19 protein-coding genes and 1 pseudogene are annotated in these 21441 nt (G+C 59.8%); 5 read left to right on the forward strand and 15 right to left on the reverse strand.

Annotation, left to right across the window (positions count from 1 at the left end):
• Positions 1 to 606 precede the first annotated feature (606 nt).
• Complete coding sequence (locus tag ASC97_RS25740) at positions 607 to 1233, reverse strand: outer membrane protein (RefSeq protein ID WP_057471185.1); 627 nt, start codon at positions 1231 to 1233, stop codon at positions 607 to 609.
• A gap of 429 nt (positions 1234 to 1662) precedes the next feature.
• On the opposite strand from ASC97_RS25740, the gene ASC97_RS25745 reads away from it, so the two are divergent.
• The 3 genes from ASC97_RS25745 to ASC97_RS25755 all read left to right on the forward strand — a co-directional run bounded on the left by ASC97_RS25745 (position 1663) and on the right by ASC97_RS25755 (position 7066).
• The gene (locus ASC97_RS25745; RefSeq protein ID WP_057471186.1) at positions 1663 to 2799 is read left to right on the forward strand and encodes an efflux RND transporter periplasmic adaptor subunit; all 1137 of its coding nucleotides are present in this window, start codon (positions 1663 to 1665) and stop codon (positions 2797 to 2799) included.
• Entirely contained in the window at positions 2799 to 5957 is a 3159-nt protein-coding gene (locus ASC97_RS25750; protein ID WP_057471187.1) for an efflux RND transporter permease subunit, read from the forward strand. The genes ASC97_RS25745 and ASC97_RS25750 overlap by 1 nt, the downstream gene beginning before the upstream one ends.
• A gap of 119 nt (positions 5958 to 6076) precedes the next feature.
• Positions 6077 to 7066, forward strand: coding sequence for a potassium channel beta subunit family protein (locus ASC97_RS25755; RefSeq protein WP_057471188.1), 990 nt, complete (start codon positions 6077 to 6079; stop codon positions 7064 to 7066).
• Between the two features lie 83 nt (positions 7067 to 7149).
• On the opposite strand, the gene ASC97_RS25760 is transcribed toward ASC97_RS25755, so the two are convergent.
• The 8 genes from ASC97_RS25760 to ASC97_RS25795 form a co-directional block, all read right to left on the reverse strand.
• Positions 7150 to 8163, reverse strand: coding sequence for a hypothetical protein (locus ASC97_RS25760; RefSeq protein ID WP_057471189.1), 1014 nt, complete (start codon positions 8161 to 8163; stop codon positions 7150 to 7152).
• 2 nt (positions 8164 to 8165) lie between these two features.
• Positions 8166 to 9062: an SMP-30/gluconolactonase/LRE family protein gene (locus ASC97_RS25765; RefSeq protein ID WP_057471190.1), complete on the reverse strand. Its 897-nt coding sequence runs from the start codon at positions 9060 to 9062 to the stop codon at positions 8166 to 8168.
• A gap of 8 nt (positions 9063 to 9070) precedes the next feature.
• On the reverse strand, positions 9071 to 10189 hold the full coding sequence (locus ASC97_RS25770) for a mannonate dehydratase (protein WP_057471191.1): 1119 nt from the start codon (positions 10187 to 10189) through the stop codon (positions 9071 to 9073).
• A 19-nt stretch (positions 10190 to 10208) separates the two neighbouring features.
• On the reverse strand, positions 10209 to 10994 hold the full coding sequence (locus tag ASC97_RS25775; RefSeq protein ID WP_057471192.1) for an SDR family NAD(P)-dependent oxidoreductase: 786 nt from the start codon (positions 10992 to 10994) through the stop codon (positions 10209 to 10211).
• A 20-nt stretch (positions 10995 to 11014) separates the two neighbouring features.
• Complete coding sequence (locus tag ASC97_RS25780) at positions 11015 to 12007, reverse strand: ABC transporter permease (protein WP_057471193.1); 993 nt, start codon at positions 12005 to 12007, stop codon at positions 11015 to 11017.
• Positions 12004 to 13542 (reverse strand): sugar ABC transporter ATP-binding protein, encoded by a 1539-nt coding sequence (locus tag ASC97_RS25785; RefSeq protein WP_057471194.1) that lies wholly within the window; start codon positions 13540 to 13542, stop codon positions 12004 to 12006. The genes ASC97_RS25780 and ASC97_RS25785 overlap by 4 nt, the downstream gene beginning before the upstream one ends.
• 61 nt (positions 13543 to 13603) lie before the next feature.
• Positions 13604 to 14572 (reverse strand): substrate-binding domain-containing protein, encoded by a 969-nt coding sequence (locus ASC97_RS25790; protein ID WP_057471195.1) that lies wholly within the window; start codon positions 14570 to 14572, stop codon positions 13604 to 13606.
• Between the two features lie 83 nt (positions 14573 to 14655).
• A complete protein-coding gene (locus ASC97_RS25795; protein WP_244481597.1) occupies positions 14656 to 15408 on the reverse strand; it encodes a FadR/GntR family transcriptional regulator in 753 nt (250 codons plus the stop codon).
• 214 nt (positions 15409 to 15622) lie between these two features.
• Here ASC97_RS25795 and uxuA point away from each other — a divergent pair, with 214 nt between their 5' ends.
• Positions 15623 to 16825 (forward strand): mannonate dehydratase, encoded by a 1203-nt coding sequence (uxuA, locus tag ASC97_RS25800; RefSeq protein WP_057471202.1) that lies wholly within the window; start codon positions 15623 to 15625, stop codon positions 16823 to 16825.
• Positions 16822 to 17514: an RraA family protein gene (locus ASC97_RS25805; protein WP_057471196.1), complete on the forward strand. Its 693-nt coding sequence runs from the start codon at positions 16822 to 16824 to the stop codon at positions 17512 to 17514. Before uxuA ends, ASC97_RS25805 begins: the two co-directional genes overlap by 4 nt.
• Before the next feature lie 153 nt (positions 17515 to 17667).
• Here ASC97_RS25805 and ASC97_RS25810 read toward each other — a convergent pair whose 3' ends face one another.
• From ASC97_RS25810 to ASC97_RS25830, 6 genes and pseudogenes are all read right to left on the reverse strand, one after another.
• On the reverse strand, positions 17668 to 18345 hold the full coding sequence (locus ASC97_RS25810; protein ID WP_057471197.1) for a type 1 glutamine amidotransferase domain-containing protein: 678 nt from the start codon (positions 18343 to 18345) through the stop codon (positions 17668 to 17670).
• 102 nt (positions 18346 to 18447) lie between these two features.
• Positions 18448 to 18898, reverse strand: a pseudogene (locus ASC97_RS25815) (VOC family protein).
• Between the two features lie 216 nt (positions 18899 to 19114).
• Complete coding sequence (locus tag ASC97_RS25820) at positions 19115 to 19354, reverse strand: tautomerase family protein (RefSeq protein WP_057471198.1); 240 nt, start codon at positions 19352 to 19354, stop codon at positions 19115 to 19117.
• The gene (locus ASC97_RS34495) at positions 19323 to 19460 is read right to left on the reverse strand and encodes a hypothetical protein (RefSeq protein ID WP_162246717.1); all 138 of its coding nucleotides are present in this window, start codon (positions 19458 to 19460) and stop codon (positions 19323 to 19325) included. Before ASC97_RS34495 ends, ASC97_RS25820 begins: the two co-directional genes overlap by 32 nt.
• A 9-nt stretch (positions 19461 to 19469) precedes the next feature.
• The gene (locus tag ASC97_RS25825) at positions 19470 to 20183 is read right to left on the reverse strand and encodes an SDR family NAD(P)-dependent oxidoreductase (RefSeq protein ID WP_057471199.1); all 714 of its coding nucleotides are present in this window, start codon (positions 20181 to 20183) and stop codon (positions 19470 to 19472) included.
• A gap of 140 nt (positions 20184 to 20323) precedes the next feature.
• Positions 20324 to 21256: a LysR family transcriptional regulator gene (locus tag ASC97_RS25830; protein WP_057471200.1), complete on the reverse strand. Its 933-nt coding sequence runs from the start codon at positions 21254 to 21256 to the stop codon at positions 20324 to 20326.
• Positions 21257 to 21441 lie beyond the last annotated feature (185 nt).

A 21441-nucleotide genomic window follows, 5' to 3' on the forward strand; every position in this document is an offset into this window, starting at 1 on the left:
GGTTACGTCAAGGAGACCGAGTGCTTCTACACATTCTATGCGCGCGCAGCCGGGACGCGATGGATCGTCACGAATTTCCGCAAGCCGAAGCTCGAATGCGAATGATGGTCCTGTTCTGGCGCGACGATTGTCGCAAACGCTCTGCTTTCAAGGGGAGAGACGCATGCTCACTCATTTGTCCAGATTGCTGGGCGCATTCCGTTTGATGCGCCCTGATCCGGCCCGATCGGACCGACTTCTCGGTGCAGTGCTGATCTTTTTGATGTGCCTGATGCTGGTGCTTTTTGCACGTCATGCGATAGCGGGCGATGCGGGCGGCGTTTTGGACGCTCGGCTCTTCCTTTGATCTAGGGATCAGAGGCGCGAGCAGTGCGCTCGCCGCACCCCGTATTCAACGTTCCAGAATGGATTATGCATGTCGTCTCTCGCGGGATGGCCGCACGGTCTTGCACGCAAATTTGCAGGAGGCAGCGGCCGAAAGGCCGATGAGCCATCGGGGGCGTTTTCGGATCCCGGTTGGGCCGCCACTCTCCCGCAGGGCGCATGCGTGGGGTCTCGGTTGCGCCCTGCCACGCTCCGATGCTGCGGAGCGTATCTGTCGAACAGTTAGAAGCGGAGGTTGACGCCCGCCTTGATCACATGGCTGTCAATGTCGGTACTTGTGGTTCCGGCACTGGTGGTCGTTTTCACATCCGGGGTCATGACGTAATTATACTCGACCCTGGCGGAAAGGCCGTTTCCAAAGGCCTGCTCGATCCCGCCGCCGACGAGATAGCCGCCTTCCCAACCGGGACCGCTCCGGATGTTGCTGCCATTGTCGAATTTGGTCATCGCGTAGCCGGCGGTGCCATAGACGAGTGTCCTGTCGAGCCCCACCCCGGCCTTGGCCTTGGCTGCCAGCCGCCATTGCTCGTCGAGGCTGCCGTCATGCACGGTCTGCTCGGTGCCGCCCATGTAAGTGCCCTCAAGCTCGGCGCCCAGGACGGCGGAACCGACCTGGAAATTGTAGCCTGCTTGCGCGCCGGCAGCGAGGCCCTTGCCGTCGGCAAAGGGATTGAGACGGCTGGAGGCAACTCCCGCATGGCCGCCGACATAGGCGCCGCTCCAATCGAAGGTTGACGGGGCGGGAGGGCTGACCGCGTAGGAATGGTCGAAATCGGCTGCCGTGGCTTCCTGGGCCAGAAACACGGCAAGAATTGCCAGCAGCACGAGTCGTATACATTTCGAAGGCATCGAATTACTCCAGACAGAAGCGCGGCGTTCTTCAGCGCGGCGCGAAAATGATCATGAGAGCCTGGAAGGGAGGCTCCCCGCGAGTCCCCCGAGACCTTCGTCGGAGGATGCAGGTCATTTTGCTCGCGAGGATTGTGGGCAGATTACGCAGCGCCCAGCATCTGGATAAATAACTTTGTATTTTCAGTTGGTTTTAGTGAATTGTTAATGTGGTGTTCAGATTGCGGCAGGATATCGCGCGAAGCCGTCCGTCTTTGGTCCTCGGGCTATCCACGATCCTGGCGAAGGCAGGGTTTTCTGAGAATCCTGGAAGTGTGCACACAGTCCATATGTGTCCCGAAGGCGTGCCTGGGTGTTTGCCCTGTCCGATCCTTCCGATATCCTGAATAGCTCGTTCGCATCTTGTCTATCTCAGGGACGCAAGACTGCATGAAGGTCACCTTTCGGAAGTATCTTATTCTTTTGAGCTATATGGCAATCCTAGGCGGTACGCCCGCTTTGGTCTCGGCACAGGAAGGCACCGGTCGACCTCCTCCGTCGGTAACCATCGAGACGGTCGTCGAGGAGCCGGTCGAACCGCCGACAGAGCACATCGGCCGTGTCGAAGCACTGGAAGCCGTGGATCTCAGAGCCCGCGTGCCGGGGTTTATCGAGGAAATAGCCTTCACGCCGGGATCCTCCGTCAAGGCCGGAGATCTCCTTTTCATCGTTGAACCTGCACGGTATGAAGCCGCCGTTGCCGCTGCCAGAGCTCAGGTCGCGCGCGCCGGCGCGGTCCTGCGGCAAGCGACGATCAGCCGGGATCGCAATGCCGAACTTGTTCGGCGCAACACTGCGGCCCGCGCCGTTCTGGACGATGCGCAGGCGGCCTACGATATAGCAAACGCTGACGTGGCCGCTGCCGAGGCAAGCCTTTCCAAAGCTGAACTGGATCTATCCTACACGCGCATAACTGCGCCGATTTCCGGTCGTATCGGCCAGCCGCTTCTGACCAGGGGCAACCTGGTTGCATCGGACGCCACGGTCCTTGCCCGTCTGGTGCAGACCGACCCCGTCCGCGTGGCGTTTTCCGTCGCCGAAGCCGACATCATTACCGTTCGTCAGGCACAGCTTGCAGGCAGCGGATCCGGCCGCGATGTCTTTCGGCTCAGTCTGAAGCTTCCAAACGGTACGACATATGGTCAGGAGGGGACGATCGAATTTCTCTCGCCGGAAGTCGATCCCCAGACCGGGACGGTCGCGGTTCGTACGATTTTTCCGAACCCCGATGGTATCCTGATGCCCGGCCAGTTCGTCAATCTTGCCTTCGCAAGCACGAACGAGAAGATGGGACCGGTCATCGCGCAATGGGCAGTGCTACAGGATCGTGACGGACGCTTTGTTTACGTCCTCAACGAGGACAACACCGTTCACCAGCGTCGCATCGAAACTGGTGCAAAAATTGGCGAACGCTGGGCTGTCGCCCTGGGCATAAAGCCAGGCGAGCGAGTGGTTGTGCAAGGCACCCAGCGCCTCTCCGACGGTATCGCCGTGCAACCGGTAAGCTCGAGCGGCGGTTCACTCTGATGATATCGGGCTTCTTCATCTCCCGGCCGCGTTTTGCCAGCGTCGTTGCAATCATCCTATGCGTCGCCGGTGCGTTGAGCCTGTTCGGGCTTCCCATTGCGCAGTATCCCAACATAACGCCGCCGACCGTTTCGGTGTCCGCATTTTATCCCGGTGCCAACGCCGAAGTGATCGCCAATGTGGTCGGCGCCCCCCTGGAGGCGGCGATCAATGGCGTCGACGACATGATTTACATGTCGTCCTCCAGCTCTGATGCGGGAAGTTACTCGCTGACCGTGACTTTCAAGGTTGCCACGGATCCCGATCTGGCCCAGATCAACGTCCAGAACCGCGCGCAACTGGCAATGGCCCAGCTTCCCTCCGCGGTCACCCAGCGGGGCGTGACGGTACGGGCGCGCTCGCCCGATTTCCTGATTGCCTTCGGCTTCCACTCGCCTGATGGCACGATGAGCGACCTGCAGATTGCCAACTACCTCTCGACCAATGTGATCGATCCGCTTTCGCGGGTGGAGGGTATCGGCGAAGCCTCCGTGATGGGCTCGTCGCAATACAGCATGCGCATCTGGATGGACCCGGTGCGTATGGCAGCACTTGAGATCACGCCGGATGACGTTGCCGCGGCGGTCCAAGCCCAAAACATACAGGCATCGATCGGTCAGGTCGGAGCACCGCCGGCCCAAAGCAAAGTACAAATCCAATACACCTTGATCGCTGAGGGGAGGCTCACGGATCCGGAAGCCTTTGGCAATATCGTCATCAGGACCGGTCAAAGCGGCGCCCTCGTGCGGGTACGGGATATAGGACGCGTCGAATTGGGGGCACAGAGCTATAGTGCGAATGTGCGGGTCAATGGCGCGCCAGGTGCGATGCTTGTCATCAACCAGGCGCCGGGGGCCAACGCCCTTGGAACGGTCGATCGGGTGAAAGGCGAGCTGGATAGCCTCTCCCGGCATTTCCCGGCAGGGCTTTCCTATGAGCCCGTCTATGACTCCACGACATTTGTCCGCGCTTCCATCGAGGAAATCCTCGTTACGCTTGCCCTGACCTTCGGCATCGTCGTTGCGGTCACCTTTCTGTTCCTCGGAGACTGGCGCGCAACGCTCATCCCGTCACTTGCGATGCCGGTGTCGCTCGTTGCGACCTTTGCAGTGCTCTATGTCGCCGGTTTTTCCATAAACCTCATCACTCTCCTTGCGCTCATCCTGGCGACCGGGCTTGTGGTCGACGATGCCATTCTCGTCGTCGAAAACGTTCAACGCCTGATGAAGGACGAGGGCCTGGATTCGGTGAGCGCCAGTCGCGAGGCGATGGTCCAGGTGACCGGGCCGATTGTATCGACGACGATGGTTTTGCTCGGCGTGTTCATCCCCACGGCCTTTTTGCCTGGTATCAACGGGCAGCTCTACCAGCAATTTGCCGTCACCGTTTCCGCATCCCTCGTCCTGTCCTCCCTGACAGCGTTGACCTTGAGCCCGGCTCTGTGCGCAACGTTTCTCTCCAAGCCTACGGAGCTTAGCGGGATTCTGGCAAGAGTGGAGGCGGGTCTCGACAAGGCGCGGCGAGGATACGTCCACCTCGTGGAAGCGATTGTTCGGCGTTTCGTCGTTGTGATCGGAATTGTCTTCGCCGTCGCGGCGGCAGCAGTGTTGCTCTTTGCCGTAGTTCCGGGATCGTTCCTGCCGGATGAAGACCAGGGCTTTCTCTTTCTTGACGTTCAGCTGCCGAACGCCTCGGCGCTCTCCCGGACAGAAGCGACCATGCAACAGGTAGAAGATATCTTGAAAAACACCGAAGGCGTGGCTGGCGTCATCTCGATTGCCGGCTCGAGCCTCCTCCAGGGCGGGAACGCTCCGAATGGCGGGTTTGCGATCATTTCCCTCGACCCCTGGGAGAAGAGGCGTTCGCCTGCACTCTCCACAGCGGGATTGCTCGCGTCGCTGAACGCCCGCTTCGCGACAATCCCGCAAGCCAACATCGGTGTATTCGCCCCGCCGGCAATTCCTGGCGTCGGGCAGGTCGGCGGCCTCGACTTCCGCTTGCAGGCCCAGGCGGGTCAGTCGTCTGACGACCTCGTCCAGGTCGCAAGAGCGCTCGTTGCCGCAGCGGGCAGAACGCCTGAAATCGCGTTTGCCTCGAGTTCCTTTTCTGCGGATGTTCCAAGAATATTCGTGAACATAAACCGCAGCCGCGCGGAAACGCTCGGTTTGAGCGTCGGTCAAATCTATTCCGCATTGGGCGCCAATTTTGGTGGCCGCTATGTCAACGACTTTACTTATCTGGGCCGGTCCTTCCAGGTCAATCTTCAAGCCGACAGTGCGTTTCGCGCGGTACCGGAAGATCTTTACAACATCCACGTCAGAAACCGCAGCGGCGCCATGGTGCCGCTCCGCACGGTCGTCACGCTGAAACCCGATCTCGGGCCGTTTGCGCTATCGCGCTACAATCTATTCCCGACCGCACCGATCAATGCCCTTGCGCAACCCGGTGTCAGCTCCGGAACAGCGATGATTGCACTGGAACGAGTAGCAGCGCAGACGCTGCCCGAAGGGTTTGGTTACGAATGGTCTGGTCTTTCATTCCAGGAACGGCAATCGTCCGCGCAGGCTCCGATGATCTTCGGCCTGGCTCTGTTGTTTGCATTTCTTTTCCTCGTTGCCCAGTACGAGAGCTGGACGCTGCCGATTTCGATCATGCTGTCCCTTGTGTTTGCGGCTTTCGGAGCGGTTTTCGCCCTTTTTATATCGGGCACGGACAATTCGCTTTACGCTCAGATCGGTATTGTCCTTCTGATCGGGCTCGCATCAAAGAACGCGATCCTTATCGTCGAATTCGCGCGCGTGCAGCGGGAGGAGCAAGGCCTCTCGATTGTTGATGCCGCGGTCGCTGCTGCCGGCCAACGCTTCCGCGCGGTGATGATGACCGCCGTGTCATTCATCCTTGGCATGATCCCGCTCGTGCTGGCAGCAGGTGCGGGTGCCAATGCGCGCCAGGCGCTCGGGGTGACAATCCTCGGCGGCATGACAGCGGCAACGACGATAGGTCTCGTGCTTATTCCAGGATTGTACGTCGTCGTGCAGCGACTGGCAGAGTGGGCAATCCCGATCCCGCAAAAGGCCGCTCGATTCGCCCGCGAAAGCGCCTCGCGAAGCGAAGATTAGCCAGCTCATACAAATCGCAGCCAGGCGAGCGGCGCTCGATCACGAAGCGGGAAGACGGTTGTGTTTGCTGCAGCTATGAGCCTATGCTGACGTATCATTAGTCGATTAGGAAACGCGCCATGGAATATCGTCGTCTTGGAAAATCGGGCCTGAAGGTCAGCGAGTTTTCGTTCGGATCCTGGGTTACCTTCGGGCGACAGGTCGAAGGTAACGATGCCGTGAGTCTGATGGCATACGCCTACGACAACGGTATCAACTTCTTCGACAATGCCGAGGGCTATGAGAGCGGGAAATCCGAGGTCGTAATGGGCGAAGCCCTGAGGGCCCTCGGCTGGAGCCGAGACAGCTTCATCGTATCCAGCAAAGTGTTCTGGGGCGGTCAAAAACCCACACAGAGGGGCCTGTCGCGCAAGCACGTTACCGACGCCGCGCACGCTGCGCTCAAGCGCCTGCAGGTCGAGTATCTTGATCTCTATTTCTGCCACCGTCCCGACATCGACACTCCGATCGAGGAGACGGTTCGTGCCATGCACGATCTCGTGGCACAGGGCAAGATCCTCTACTGGGGCACGTCGGAATGGTCAGCCCAGCAATTGACCGAGGCCTATGCGGTTGCCCGTGACTTACGCATCACGCCGCCGACGATGGAGCAGCCGCAGTACAACCTTTTCGAACGTCAGAAAGTCGAAGGCGACTACCTGCCTCTCTACGATCTGATGGGTTTGGGAACCACGATTTGGTCGCCACTTGCGTCCGGCGTTCTCACCGGCAAGTACAACAAGGGAACGCCCAACGATAGCCGCATGAATCTTCCTGGTTACGAATGGCTGAAGGAGAAATGGTCGAGCGACGCCGGGCGTGCTCAGCTTGCCAAAGTGGCGGAATTGGCTGATTTTGCCGATGAACTGGGCATCTCGATCACGCATCTTGCGCTGCTCTGGTGCCTCGCCAACCGCAACGTGTCGACGGTTATCCTCGGCGCATCGCGAATGAGCCAGCTTGAGGACAATCTTGCCGCGCTCGCACACAAGGACAAGCTGACGCCTGACGCGTTGGCCCGTATCGACGCCATCGTTGGAAACAAGCCGGCTGCCCCGCAGCGATTCTGATCGTCGGGCGGGCCATTTTTTCCGTGTTTGAAGCCGCTTTCCGGCCGGCTTCAAACACCGTGGCCGGTAACCCGCGTCGCTGCCTATGATGTCGCCTCCGCCGAAATTCGGTAGTGCGTGATGAAAACCGCGTTGGGATCGAATTGCATGGATGTGGGGCAACCTGCCGTCTGAATTGGGTTGACACCCGCCGAGACCGCTGGACCGAGGTCGAAAGCCGAACAGATCGGTTCGACGCCAAGGGCGAGGTGCCTCCCGTCCCATGGATATGTCTGGCGGCCGCCATTGCTGTACCAAAGCAGCAGGCTGGGGAAATGCTCTTTCTGCCACCTTAGCCGCGCACGAAAACCTTCGTGTCGATAGTGCAGGGCGAAGGTGCCATCACTTCCGACAAGTTGCAGCAGTTCCTCGGTCGATTGGGCGAGGGGAACCCGTGCAGCGTCGATGTCGGCGCCATCGCGCGCTTGTATTTCCTGAAGCGTGCCCCAACGTCGATCGGACTGAAACAGTGCGGCTCCCGGCTCCACATCACCCGGATAGCTTCGCACATGGTCGTAGGCGCCGGTCTCCAGCTCCACCGATCCGGGCTCGGGGGAGAGCCGGAAGGTGGGATGCAGTCCAATGGGCAGCTTGCATGGCCTGTCGACCCGGATTTCCAGCGTGATGTCGATCGCCGCGGCACGTGGATCCGGCACGATGCGCCGTCGCAATTCCCGCACCGGGTGATGCTGCGGGTAGATGCAATGGAGATTGGCTTCTCCGTCGTCGCACGTGCCCCAGGACCAATGCACATTCGAGCTGTGGCCGTGAGGCACTTCCGCTCCTTCGAAACTGTCGCCTGTGGCCGACCAGCCTTCCGGAAGGGAGCGCAGCCCGTCGCTGCCAAAAGGAACGCACGGCCATTCTCCGCGCAATTCCTGCAGGATGGTTGGCAACGTCGCGCGGTTCGGGTCCTGCCCCCATGGTGCGACGTGCAGTGGGCTGACCTCTCTTCCGTCGGGCAGCTTGAAATGCACCGGTCCAAGCATGCCGCCCAGCGACTGCAGGGACAGGCGTCCATGTTCCCAGACCAACTCGCGTCTTGTTGTTTCGGCCATACCTAGACCGCCTTCCCATAGCGGTTTTCCGGTAGTCCGGGTACGTCGACGTGAAGAGCAAAGAGGCTGCCGGCCAGCCGCTCGCCGGGCTTTGAGAGAATGCTCGCCGTCGTGACATAGAGAGTCTTCAGATCGGCGCCGCCGAAGGTGCAGGTCGTGATGTTGGTCACCGGCATTTCGATGATTTCGGCCAGATGACCCTCTGGCGATAGGCGGGCTATGCAGCCGCCGCCAAATCGGCAGTTCCAGAGATGGCCTTCGCTGTCCATCGCCGAGCCGTCCGGGGAGCCGCGGTTGAAGTCGGCAAAGAATGGTCGCTCATTCGAGATCGAAGCTTTCGTTGTTGAGTAGTCGAAAGCATGGATCGTGTTTTCAAGCGTGTCCGCGAAATAGAAAGTGCTGCGATCAGGACTCCAACAAAGCGTATTGGATATCCCGAGATCCCGCCGCCATTCCGCAACCGCGCCGTCTGGCGCGATACGGTAAAGGATGCCATCGCCCTTGCCCGCCTCTCCGAGTTCGCCATCCGCAAGAACGTTGTTCTTCATCGACCCGACCCAGAAATTCCCCATCGGATCGGCGCGCCCGTCGTTCAACCTGACGCGAGGATATCCCGGCAGCCGGAATCCATGATCCTCTCGTCGATCACTCTCCGGCCACCACCAGATGAGCTTCGACGCCAGAGCGAGGAGCAGCCGTCCTCTCTCGTCGGTAAGCGATACCGCGACAACCGGCTCGTCGAAAATCCAGGATCGCACCGAGCTGGTTTCCTCATCATAGCGATGAACGAGAAAACGATTGATATCGCTCCAATAGAGCGCTCTTTCTGGTGCCGACCAGACGGCTCCTTCGCCGCATTTGTCGCCAACCGGCGCGACACAGATAACGGATCTGCCCATCCTGCATCCTACTCCGCAGCAACGTCGACAGGGTAGGATCGCGAAGGTCCGAGCGCGTCGGCATTCTGCACGAGCGCGCGCATGTATCCGAGCGCAAATGCCTTGCCGGCATGCCAAGAGGCAGCACAGCTCATCGCCGGCGTGTGGTCGGGGATCATTACGCCCTGAAAATTTTCGTCCCGCAGGATGCGAACGATCTCCGCCATATCGATATCGCCCTCGTCGACGAAGGTTTCGACATAGCGCGGCATCTTGCCCCTGACATTGCGGAAGTGGACATAGCCGATGCGCCCCGAGCGGGCAAAACGGCGGACATGTTCATAGATATCGCCGCCCGGCATCTCCTGGAGAGAGCCGAGGCATAGCTCGAGGCCATTTGAAGGAGAATCGATAACCGACATCAGACGGTCATACTTCTCGGGCCGGTTGACGAGCCGCGCCGTACCCCGCAACGCGTCGGCCGGTGGATCGTCGGGATGCGCTCCGAGCATCACTCCGGCTTCTTCGGCAACCGGGACCACGTCTTTCAGAAAGCGCGAGAGGCGATCCCAGATCTCGTCGTTGCTGGCCGATACCGATTGGGCACCAGCCACGCCTTTACGGTAGCGCATGTTCCAGATCATGCCATCGGGGATAGGTGCGTCGGGATCTGGAACGGTGCCGGGAGCACTTTCGACGCCGAAGCCGACCGATACAGCGCCGCCGCGTGCGTAGGGTCCGCGTGTCCAGCCGTAGACGCCAGCAAGCGAGAAATTGTATCCGATGCAGGAAATGCCCGCGCGCCCGGCGTCGCGGATCAGCTGCTTCAAAGCCTCGATCTGGGCGTCGCGTTGCGGGCCGTCGAGAAGAATATCATGCCAGAAGCGCGGCGAAAAATTCTCGATTGCGGCGAGCTCCAGGCCGGCCGCGCGAACGTCCTTAACCAGAGCCGACAGCTCCTCGTAGGTCCACAGATGGTCGGCCGAACAATCTCCCCATCCACCATTGTCGCCGCTGTCGATCTTCGGATCCTTGCCGGCGAAATAATTCGTCAGGTGGGCGACGATGTGTGTCGCGCCCGACTGCAAAGCGAACTGATAGTTGTCCGACGTAAGCTGCTCTCGGTAGAGCCCAAGGCCGATCTTCATTGTATTATTCCCTATTCGATTACTTGACGCCGATACCGGCGGTAAGACCGCCGTCGATGCGGAAATCCGATCCTGTAATGAAGCCGGCGCGATCGGACGCAAGATAGGCGACAAGCTCGGCGACTTCCTCCGGTTCGCCTATCCTTCCAATTGGGTGGGCGGCGCCGAAACGGGAGAAGGCTTCTTCTTCACTGACGCCATCGCCGCCATACGTGCGGGCGGCAAGCGACAGGAGAGGCGTTCGCACGGAGCCTGGGCTCACGGAATTCACCCGTACCTTGGAGCCGGCATGATCGAGCGCCATGGCTCGTGTCAGCGCGTGTATCGCACCCTTCGTTGCAACATAGGCTGCAACGTTTTGCTGGCAGCTGTGGCCCTGGACCGAGGAAATGTTGACGATTGAACCAGCGCCTCGTTTGATCATTTCCGGGATGCCGAAACGCCCTGTGAGATAAATGGAGCCGACATTGACGGCGAGGCATCTGTTCCAGGTCTCGAAGCTGGTGTCGAGGACCGTGCCGAAAGGATGAACCGCTGCCGCGTTGACGACGATATCGAGCCCACCGTGCCGCGAGACCACGTCACGGACCGCCTCTGCCACCTCGGCTTCGACGGATACGTCGCAAGTCCTCGCAGCCATAGAGAGGCCACGTTCTGTCGCGAGGTGGTCAAACGTCTTGTTGGCGTTGGTGTCGTTGCCGCAAGCCACCACCTTGGCACCCTGTGCGGCAAGGCGGATCGCCGTAGCAAGGCCGATGCCGGAGGTGCCGGTGACCAGTGCAACTTTTCCCGAGAATTCAGTCATATTCATCTCCAGCCTGCCTGCTAGCGCACACGTTCGAGGACTTGATTGAGAAGGACGGCGCCGAGGATGATCCCGCCGCGCACGACGTACTGCCAGTACTCGCTGACATTCATCAGGGTCATGCCGTTTGAGATGCAGCCAAGGAACAGGACGCCGATGAGCGTGCCCCAGATGCGGCCCTTGCCACCGAAGAGCGACGTGCCGCCGATGATGACGGCAGCGATGACGTCGAGTTCCATTCCGGTCGCCGTGGTGCCGGTGCCGGCACCGATCTGGGAAGCGATGAGCGTTCCCGAAATCGCGGTGAGCGCGCCGGTCAGCCCGAGCGTCAGGGACTTCACCTTCCAGATGTCGATGCCTGAAAGCCGCGCGGCTTCCATGTTGCCGCCGACAGCATAGACCTCTCGACCGAAGCTCGAATATTTCATCAGGAAATGCATGCCGCCGAACGTCAGCACGAAGATGTAGACGGGTACGGGAATGCCCAAGAGATAGCCGCCGCCGAAGAAATCGAAGCCACTGGGAAAGGTCGACAGCGGGAAGCCGCCGGTAATGAGGTTGGCGACGCCCCGCAGCGCGGCAAACAGAGCCAACGTCGTTATGAACGTTGGCACGTTGAACCACTGGCGAAACCGGCCGGTCAGATAGCCAAGCGAGAAACCCACCACCAGCGCGACCACAAAGCCGAGGACGACTGCGTTCCAGCCCCCGATCGCATCTGCGAAATTCTCGGCGAACCAGGCGACGATACAACCCGCCAAGGCGGCGCCTGCACCGACGGACAGATCGATCTCGCCCGAAATGATAACGGCAGTCATGCCGAAGGCAATGATTCCGAGCATGGCCACCGTTCGCAACACGTTGAGAATGTTGCCTGTCGTGGCAAATCCCGGCGCCATGACGATGAGGAATAGCACGAGCGCCGCAAGGATGATCTCCATGGGGTAGGTCTTGAGGACACGGAGCGCAATGCCCTGTCCGCCGCCTTCGGTGGTCTGGGTAACGAGTGTCATTTGGGGGCACCTTCCATGCAAAGGCTGTAGAGCTGGGTGAGATCGGTCTGGGTCGGGTCGACTTCAGCCACGACGCTGCCGTGGTGCATCACCAGAATTCGGTCCGCAACTTCGAGGACTTCCTCAAGCTCGGTCGAGACGAAAATGCTCGCAAGTCCCTCGGCGGCCTTGTGCCAGATGATGTCGAAGATTTGCCGCTTTGCCTGGACGTCGACGCCACGGCTCGGCTCGTCGAAGAACATCACAGAAGGGCTTGTGTTCAGCCACTTGCCGATCACCACCTTTTGCTGGTTACCGCCCGACAACGAAGAAACCGGCAATTCCGGATCGCCACATTTGATATGCAGGTCCGCTATCTGGCGATCTATATACGGGCGTTCCAGGCGACGGGAGACGAACCCTTTGCGGGCGATGGGGCCAAGGCTTGCCATACACAGATTGTCGGCTGTCGGTAAAGCCTGCACGAGGCCGACTTCCTTGCGGTTTTCGGGGGTATATCCGAGCCCTGCTTTGCGCATCTCGCGCGGAGACGCACCGGTCATTTCGCGCCCGTCAAAGTGAACAGTGCCGCTGTCGGCGCGGTCGGCGCCGTAGATCGCGCGCATCAACTCGGTTCTTCCCGAGCCGAGCAACCCGGCTATGCCAAGAATTTCGCCGCGATAGAGGTTGAAGGAGATGTCGTTGAAGTGGCCTGGGCGGCTTAATCCGCGCACTTCGAGCAACGGAGCGCTCCTGGCGATTTCTTGTCGTGGCGGCCGCGTGGTTCGGGCGGCGCTGCCAAACATCATGCCGACGATTTCGGAAGGAGACGTCGCCTTCATTTCGACGGCGCCGATATAGTGTCCATCGCGAATGACGGTGCAGGTATCGGCGATGTCGAACAATTCGCTCATGCGATGCGTGATGTAGATCATCGTGACGCCGCGTTCCCGCAGTCGTTCCATGAGCGCGAAGAGCAGCTTGACTTCCTTGGAGGCCAGCGCGGATGTCGGCTCGTCGAGCAAAAGGATCGATGGGTTGAAGGACATTGCCTTGACGATTTCGACGACCTGCTGCTGTCCGACGCTGAGGGCGGAAACCGGCTGGCGGGAATCCATCGAAAGTCCCATGTCGGACAGGAGTTCGGCCGCTCTTTGATGGAGGCCTTTCCAGTTGACCATGCGGAAGCCGGCTCGCCGCTTGTGAGGCAGGCGCCCGAGGAAAATGTTCTCACCCACCGACAGCTCGGGAACCAGCGACAGTTCCTGGTGCACGGTGACAATGCCGGCCTCGAAGGCGTCGTGCGGTGAGGTGAAGTGCCGATCCTTGCCGTTGACGTTGATCGTGCCCGAGGTGGGGTCGGTTGCGCCGGCGAGAAGTTTGACCAGCGTCGACTTGCCGGAGCCGTTCTTTCCCATCAGGGCATGAACGCGGCCGGGCTCGAAGCAATGGGTGAACTCCGACAACGCGATTGTCGGGCCATACCTTTTCGTCACGGATTGGAACTCGATGCGCCCGTTGGTGGCGTCGGTTCGGGGGGGCTCAATATGTATCATCCGTATGTCCCGGTTGCTGCGGCAAACGTGTGGGCAGGGCCGATGGCCCTGCCCACCGACCTTACTTCAGAGCCTTCAGGCCTTCCTTGAACGCGGCCACGCCTTCGGTGTTCGCACGGGTCAGAGGCAGCACCGGAACATTGATCTTTGTCTCGACGGTCTTACCTGCCAGAAGGTTCTGGGCGACTTCGATTGCCTGTTTGCCCACTTCCAGAGGCTGCTGGGCCGTCGTAGCCTGTAGGACGTTGTCCTTGTCGAGGAGCATGTTGGCGAGCTGTTCGGACCCGTCGGTGCCGAACACGAATACCTTGCCTTCGAGGCCAGCCTTCTTGACTGCCTGAACGGCCCCAATCGTACCGCCTTCGTTCGCGGAATAGATGACCTGGATGTCCGGATTGGCCGTCAGCATGTCGCTTGCCACGGCCAGTGCCTTTTCTGCCAGCCAGGCATCCTGCTGCGTGACGATGTCGACCTGATCCGACACGACGCTAAGGAAACCTTCGACACGGGCATTGGACTGTTCAGGCAGGAGCGCCTTAAACGCGAGCGTGCCGATCTTTACCTTCTTGCCATTGCCGAGTTTCTTGAGAAATTCGGTGGCGGCCTGACCGGTGCCGATGCCGATGTCCCGATCCGAGCTGGTCACTGTCGCCTGAGCGATGTCGCCCTTTACCGAGGTTCCATAAGTAACGACCGTGATGCCGGCATCACGTGCCTTCTTGAGGGCCGGGACCGAGGCGTCGGCCGACAGCGGCGCGACCACGATCGAATTCACGCCGCGAGCGATGTAGGTATCGATCAGCTGTGCTTCTTTCTCGATCTTGCTTTCGCTGTTGCTGGCCAGCAGTTCGTCACCTGCTGCATCGGCAGCTTTCTTCATGCCGATCTGAATGCCGCGGAAATATTGGTCTTGCTGAAATACGATGCCGGCGATTGCCTTGCCTTCGGCAAAAACGGTGCTGGGTGAAAAGCTGACGCTTACCAGAAGCGCAGCGAGCGTAAGCATATGGCGGCGTTTTGCATTGATCATAAGGTTCTCCTCCTCTTGGCCCTGGGTACTGCTTGCCGGACCAGCGGGCAAAAAGGTCCGGTATCCGGCTGCTTCGTTGGAACTTATGTTTTGGCGGCAACGTCCTGACCGACAGAGGGTGCCCCGACGAACTTGAGGCCAAATTCAAGATGGCGGCTCATAAGATAGGCGTATGCGATCCGGTCGCGCGCCCTCAGAGCGTTGATGATCTCGGCGTGCGCTTCGTAGGTGGCAGATTGCACGGGTCGTTCCGCCTTGCCCAGCCGCATCACCTCCTGGATGACGGTGCGCATCATGCGGTAGGCGGCAAGCGTGGTTCTGTTTCCCGACAGTTCGACAATGGCTTCATGAAACTCGTAGTCGTATCGTGCGGCTTCCTCGACCGTCTGGGCTGTCCGGATCCGACCGTTGGTAGCTTCCAGCCGATCAAGGTCGGCATCGCTGGCATTGAGAAAAATGTGATCGCCAACGCCGATCTCCACGATCCTTCGAAATCCCTGCAGATCAAGGAATGAATCGGGGGAAATTCCGTTGTGAAAGGCAAACAATCGGCGGATCGCCTCGCCGTGACCGCCACTTATGACCGCGCCGACCTTGGGGCGGGTTTCAACAAGGCCATAAGCCCGAAGGACCTGTAGTGCTTCGCGCACGGTGTTTCGGCCGGCCTGAAACTGTTCGCCGAGATCCCGCTCGGTCGGCAACGCGTCACCTATGCCAAGGCCGCGTTCAGCAATCAGGTTTCTGATCTGATCGACCAGCCTGTCGACTGCAGACGTCTTGCCAACTTCTGCGGACTCCGCAGTCGGCATGTCATGGTTCGTCGCGTTGTGTCCCAAGCTCTCCTCCGATCTTGTGGCTCTATTTGTTGGTCCAAGATTGTCTTTATGTCAATGGGTCGAGCAAACTATGGCATCCAAATTGCCATTTCAGCATGAAGTGCGGATATTTTCCATTTCAGCCTTGAATTTTCACGGGCATCGCGGTTAGCTTGGGCAATCTGGTCCAACAATAAGACTTGCCTTATAAGACGGAGGATTTGGGATGGAGATGATGGAGCAATGCTTTCGCTGGTACGGACCGGACGATCCGGTGACGCTCAGCCACATCAGGCAAGCAGGAGCGACGGGAGTGGTTTCCGCGCTCCACGGGATCTATGACGGCTCACCATGGCCCGAGGAGAAGATCCTCGCGCATAAGTCCTTGATCGAGGCTGCCGGCCTGCGCTGGAGCGTCGTCGAGAGCATTCCCGTGCACAATTCGATCAAGCTCGCATCGTCCGACAGCGCCCGCTACATCGGCTGGTATAAGGATACGATGCGCGCGCTTGCGCGATGCGGTATCGAAATTGTCTGCTATAACTTCATGCCGGTCGTCGACTGGACACGCACCGATCTCCTGCACCCCTTGCCGACCGGGGGATACGCGCTTCGTTTCGATGCGGTAGATTTCGCCGCCTACGATCTCTTCGTTTTGAAACGGCCTCGCGTTGAGGACAGTTATTCGGCGGCTCAGATCGAAGCCGCACGCGCGCGCTTTGCCAGCCTGGACAATGCGAAAATCGAACGTATCGAACGCAATCTGATTGCGGGTCTGCCGGCGTCCGAACGCAAGTTCGATCGCGCCGGCTTCCTGGAGGCCCTCGCTGAATACGACGGCGTGAGCGCAGACGACCTTCACCGCAATCTGGCACGCTTCCTCGGTGAAATCGTGCCGGTCGCCGAAGAGTTCGGGCTGAGGCTGTGTATCCACCCGGATGATCCGGCATTTCCGCTCTACGGTTTGCCCCGGATCGTTTCCACGGCTGTCGATGCCAGACGCATTCTGGCCGCCGCGGATAGTCCCGCAAACGGACTCACATTCTGCACGGGCTCATACGGAACGCGCGCCGAAAACGACTTGCCGGATATGGTTCGGGAGTTTGGCCCGCGCATCCACTTCGCCCATTTGCGCAATGTCCAGCGGGAGACCGATGGATCGTTCCACGAGGCAGATCATCTGGGCGGCTCGAGCGACATACCGGCGGTTATTCTTGCCCTGCTCAACGAGCAGGAGCGTAGGCGGAAGGAAGGCAGAGCCGATTGGCAAATCCCTGTTCGTCCGGATCACGGGCATCTGCTCGCCGATGACATCGGCAAGGAGCGGATCAATCCCGGCTACTCCCTCATCGGCCGTCTGAAGGGGCTGGCGGAAATCCGCGGCGTGATGCACGGCATCTCGACCGCAACAGCAGCAAAGGAACGAGCGATACGATGACTATGTTTCAAGACGATGCCGAGCTTTTCGCCGCCATGCGCAACAGGCTGTTTACCGCAGTTGTTGGTGACATTCTGGACACGATGGGACTGCAGCACCAGTTCCTGCCGCCAAAAATCCGGGCCATGCGCGACGACATGGTGGCGATAGGCAGGGCGATGCCGGTGCTGGAAGCCGACTTCTTTGCAACGCCGGGAGCCAGTGGGCATTCAGAGATCGGCGCAAAGCCGTTCGGGTTGATGTTCCACGCACTCGACAGCCTCAAGCCAAACGAGATCTATGTCTGCTCCGGCTCTTCGCCGCGTTACGCGGTGTGGGGGGAGCTGATGTCGACCCGCGCGATGCATCTCAAAGCGGCGGGGGCAATCTGCGACGGCTACTGCCGTGACAGCAGCGGTATCCTTGCACTCAACTTTCCGACATTCTGCTACGGCTCCTATGCGCAGGATCAGGGTCCCCGTGGAAAGGTGGTCGACTATGGACTTCCGATCGAAATCGGCGGCATTCGAATTCGTCCGGGCGATATCCTCTTTGGCGATAGAGATGGCGTTCTCGTCATTCCGCGGGAGGCAGAGCACGAGGCAATCAGGCTTGGCCTTGAAAAAGCGGAGACAGAAAACAAGGTTCGCCTTGCGATCGAAGCCGGGATGAGCACCGTGGATGCCTTCGAACGCTTTGGCGTCATGTGAGGCAAACGGAGCCAGGGTGCTGTTGGTCGGGGTGTCTTCGTGCTCACGATCTTCGCAGCTTGGTGCCAATACCCGCTACCGTGTAAGGACTGATGGCTCGACGACGGGGTTTCAGATCTGTCACCCCGTCGCTCCAAGACTGCGGCGTTCGTTCTAAAGCTGCATCAAGAGTGCCTGTGCCGCGGCAGTCGACGACGCCGGGTTCTGTCCGGTGATCAGGCGGCCATCCGTGACGGCGAAGCTTTGCCAGTCAGCCACTTTCTCATATTGGCCGCCGAGACGCTTCAATTCGTCCTCCACGAGAAAGGGAACCACCGCCGTCAGGTGAACGGCCTCTTCCTCGGAATTTGCAAACCCGGTCACTCGCTTTCCCTTGACCAGAGGAGCGCCCCGGTACTTGGCATGATGCAGCACGCCGGGGGCATGGCAAACGGCCGCAACGGGCTTGCCGGAATTGTAGAAATCCTCGATGAGAGAGATGGACTTCTTGTCTTCTGCCAGGTCCCACATCGGCCCATGGCCTCCGGAATAGAAGACGGTGTCGAAATCCGCGGCATTTATATCCGAAAGCTTCACGGTGCTGGCCAGGACATGCTGGGCCGCCTTGTCCGATTTGAAGCGGGTCATTGCCGGCGTCTGGTTTTCCGGCTCATCGCTCTTTGGATCGATGGGGGGCTGGCCGCCCTTGGGCGAAGCAACGGTAATCTCGGCGCCGGCGTCCTTGAATACATAATAAGGGGCTGCAAACTCCTCCAGCCAAAAGCCGGTCTTCCTTCCCGTGTTGCCAAGCCTATCATGTGACGTCAAAACCATCAGGATTTTTGAACTCATTGCTCTTCCTCCTAGCTGGGCCTGCCGCAGCGCAAGCGACAGACCTCCGGTGCAGATTCGGTTTGGCGATGACAAATGCCATTGCACCACGACCTCGCCGTATCAGGACGGGAGCGGCCTGCCGGCCTGTTCGCAGACAATGTATTCCGCATACCAATCCGGCCAACCCTCGTCGTGCTCACCCGTCAGTTTTTCATGCTCGCCGTGCGCTGTAGCCGCCGCGCCCCTCCTCGCCAGCGCGGTGGAATACACCGCCCGCATCGTGGAACGGGTCGCTGACATCTATGCCGCGATCGACCAGTGCCGCGTGTGCCGCCTCGATGTTGGATACGATCAGGTGAAGACCCTGTGCAGAGCCCGGCGCAGCCGCGGTGACCCCTTTGCCGAAAATGATCGAACAGGGCGACCCTGGCGGAGTAAACTGCAGGACCCGGAACGTCTCACCAGCGGCGAAATCAGCGTCGAGCCTCCAGCCCAGGTTGCTATAGAAATGCTTGGCGCGATCGACATCCGATACCGGAATGACGACGACCTCAAGTTTCATGTCGACCATGCTGCCCTCCCTTATGTTCTGATGAAGCGTCCATGTTCTTCTCCTGTGTCTCTGATCCGTACACATGCGACACCCGTAAGATTGGTCACCGGCGGGATAAATCTATGGCATCATCGCATCGGCTGCATCACGATGCCGGCCGGACGCGCTGCAAGACTGGGGAGCCAAGGAAAACCGCACGTGGTGCCGCCGCCTATTGCGGACGGCGGCGCAATTTCAGGAACGTGAAGCTGCGGCGCGCTGTTTGCGATATTGTGTGGTCGGAAGACCGCCCCAGCCCCAATTGTCAAGATCGACTTCCTCTATGACGACATAGGTGGATTCAAGCGGCTTGTTGAGGACGTCGAGCAGGACCTGGCTGACGCCCTGGATGATTGCCGCCTTTTCCTCGGCGGACACCGATTTGCGATCGGGCGTGGTCCCTTCACGGGTAACCTGAACGGTAACGATTGGCATTGTACTCTCCTTTCGAGAGTTCGAATTGCAGGATCGTGCGGTAGTGAGCATCGGGCTCGCCGGTGCCCATCGTGGCGCCGGTCCGGACCATGGTCAGGACCGGCATCGTCGAAACCTACCAGCGGCCTGCGTTCTGGCCGCCGTCGACGTGGAGGATCTCTCCGGTGACGAAGCTCGCCCCCTCGAGATAGAGGACGGCATCGACGACATCGCGAATCTCGCCCATTCTTCCCATAGGATGCAGGGTCGAAAGCGCCTCATGCGTTTCCGGCAGATGCATCGGCGTTTTGATAATCCCCGGCGAGACGGCGTTGACGCGAACACCAGTCTTTGCAAACTCAATCGCGAGTTCCTGGGTGACGGCGTTCAGACCACCTTTGGTAAGCGAGGCGAGGGCAGCGGGCACGCCGGCGATCGGCTGATTGACCAGGCTCGTTGTGATGCTGACGATGTGGCCCGAGCCCTGCTTCAGCATCTCGGCGGACGCCCGTTGCGTTATATAGAAGAAGCCTGCGACATTCACACCCATGTTGTGATCGTAGTCTTCCTGCGTGAATTCGTTGAACGGTTTTGCCACGAAGACGCCGGCATTGTTGACCAGCGTGTCGATACGGCCGAAGCGCTCCAGCGCTTCGCGCACAACGCGCTCGGCAGTCTCCGGCTTGCTGATGTCGCCGGGCACCGCAAGGACACCCGCGTCGGAGCCGGCCTCGATGGAACGCGAGGTGGCGACGACGCGATAATTCCGGTCGCGGTATCCGCGAACCAATGCTGCCCCGATGCCTTGCGATGCGCCTGTGACGATGGCGACCTTCTGTTCGGTAGTCATGATGAGATCCTTTCAAGTGCAGCGGCCTCGAAGTGAGCGACCGCCCTACGCCCTCGGCGTTGGTGCAATTGATCTAGATCATTCCGATCCTCGAGAGAATTGTCACGGTTTGGAGAACAATCATCCGAATTTCGGCACAATCACGTCAGCACGCCTGCTTCTGCTGCGAGGCGCGCGAATTCCGAGCGCAGTCGCGGAGCGGCGAAGTCGACAAAAGCGCGGACTTTCGGCACCGACATGCGGCCATGCGGTGCGAGCAGATGCGCCGGCAGGGGCGGGTGCTCGGCATCCGCGAGCACGATCTTCAGCCGTCCGTCTCTCACATAGTCAGCGACGTGGTAGGAGTAGAGCCTTGTCAAACCGCTGCCGGCCGCAGCCGAAGCGGCGGCAGCGCGAACGCTGTTGACGATACACCGCGGCGTGAAGTGGACCGTGCGGGGGATTGACGAGCCCTGCGCCGGCGTGAAGCTCCAGGAGTCGAGGCCGAAATTGCTGAAGGCCACGATCTGATGCTTCGTCAGGTCGGCCGGTTCCTCTACGCGTGGATTTCTGGCCAGGTAGCGAGGCGAGGCGACGACGATGCGCCTGACGTCGCCACCGAGACGGGTGGAGACATGCGATGAATCCGACAGATGACCGATGCGCAGGGCCAGGTCGACGCCCTCGTCCACGAGGTTGACGAACCGGTCCAACATGAGAAACCTGACCGAAACGGCCGGGTGGAGCTCGAGGAAGTCGTCAAGGATGGGGCGCAGCACCTCTTCTCCAAGGATTGGCGGCGCGGAAATGGTCAGCATTCCACGTGGCGCCGCACGCTCGCCGCCGGCGAGCATGTCGGCCTCCTCAAGGTCGACAAGCATGCGGCGGCAGGCCGCAGCATAGCGTTGGCCGGCTTCGCTCAGCTTCAGCGTGCGGGTCGTGCGATGCAGCAGCTCGACGCCAACATGCGTCTCCAAAAAGTTCAATGCCCGGCTGACAGCTGTCGGCGATCGCTTCAACCTGCGGGCCGCGCCGGCGAGGCTACCCTCGTCGATTGCTGCGATGAAGACTCTCATTGCGTCGATGCGATCCATTCTGCCGGTTCCCGAAATAGTGATGCCTTGCCTGCGAGTATTCGCCCGAGATTGGGCGGAAGTAAATGAATCGTCGACAAATCGCATCCGATTAAATCGCAATGGTGTTGACACCACAATTTTGGTGGCGTATTTAAAGCGCATCCGATTGAAGCGGATGCGATTTAAAGCGAGCAGAAAGGATT

Origin of the sequence: Rhizobium sp. Root1203, from assembly GCF_001424945.1 — a bacterium.
GTDB lineage: Bacteria > Pseudomonadota > Alphaproteobacteria > Rhizobiales > Rhizobiaceae > Rhizobium.

Excerpts from the sequence above, each read along its gene's own strand:
- ASC97_RS25790 (WP_057471195.1), bottom strand. The coding sequence starts at position 14,572 with ATGATCAATGCAAAACGCCGCCATATGCTTACGCTCGCTGCGCTTCTG.
- ASC97_RS25755 (WP_057471188.1), top strand. The coding sequence starts at position 6,077 with ATGGAATATCGTCGTCTTGGAAAATCGGGCCTGAAGGTCAGCGAGTTT.
- ASC97_RS25775 (WP_057471192.1), bottom strand. The coding sequence starts at position 10,994 with ATGACTGAATTCTCGGGAAAAGTTGCACTGGTCACCGGCACCTCCGGC.
- ASC97_RS25745 (WP_057471186.1), top strand. The coding sequence starts at position 1,663 with ATGAAGGTCACCTTTCGGAAGTATCTTATTCTTTTGAGCTATATGGCA.
- ASC97_RS25810 (WP_057471197.1), bottom strand. The coding sequence starts at position 18,345 with ATGAGTTCAAAAATCCTGATGGTTTTGACGTCACATGATAGGCTTGGC.
- ASC97_RS34495 (WP_162246717.1), bottom strand. The coding sequence starts at position 19,460 with ATGCCGGTCCTGACCATGGTCCGGACCGGCGCCACGATGGGCACCGGC.
- ASC97_RS25780 (WP_057471193.1), bottom strand. The coding sequence starts at position 12,007 with ATGACACTCGTTACCCAGACCACCGAAGGCGGCGGACAGGGCATTGCG.
- ASC97_RS25785 (WP_057471194.1), bottom strand. The coding sequence starts at position 13,542 with ATGATACATATTGAGCCCCCCCGAACCGACGCCACCAACGGGCGCATC.
- ASC97_RS25740 (WP_057471185.1), bottom strand. The coding sequence starts at position 1,233 with ATGCCTTCGAAATGTATACGACTCGTGCTGCTGGCAATTCTTGCCGTG.
- ASC97_RS25770 (WP_057471191.1), bottom strand. The coding sequence starts at position 10,189 with ATGAAGATCGGCCTTGGGCTCTACCGAGAGCAGCTTACGTCGGACAAC.
- ASC97_RS25750 (WP_057471187.1), top strand. The coding sequence starts at position 2,799 with ATGATATCGGGCTTCTTCATCTCCCGGCCGCGTTTTGCCAGCGTCGTT.
- ASC97_RS25760 (WP_057471189.1), bottom strand. The coding sequence starts at position 8,163 with ATGGCCGAAACAACAAGACGCGAGTTGGTCTGGGAACATGGACGCCTG.
- ASC97_RS25825 (WP_057471199.1), bottom strand. The coding sequence starts at position 20,183 with ATGACTACCGAACAGAAGGTCGCCATCGTCACAGGCGCATCGCAAGGC.
- uxuA (WP_057471202.1), top strand. The coding sequence starts at position 15,623 with ATGGAGCAATGCTTTCGCTGGTACGGACCGGACGATCCGGTGACGCTC.
- ASC97_RS25765 (WP_057471190.1), bottom strand. The coding sequence starts at position 9,062 with ATGGGCAGATCCGTTATCTGTGTCGCGCCGGTTGGCGACAAATGCGGC.
- ASC97_RS25805 (WP_057471196.1), top strand. The coding sequence starts at position 16,822 with ATGACTATGTTTCAAGACGATGCCGAGCTTTTCGCCGCCATGCGCAAC.
- ASC97_RS25830 (WP_057471200.1), bottom strand. The coding sequence starts at position 21,256 with ATGGATCGCATCGACGCAATGAGAGTCTTCATCGCAGCAATCGACGAG.
- ASC97_RS25820 (WP_057471198.1), bottom strand. The coding sequence starts at position 19,354 with ATGCCAATCGTTACCGTTCAGGTTACCCGTGAAGGGACCACGCCCGAT.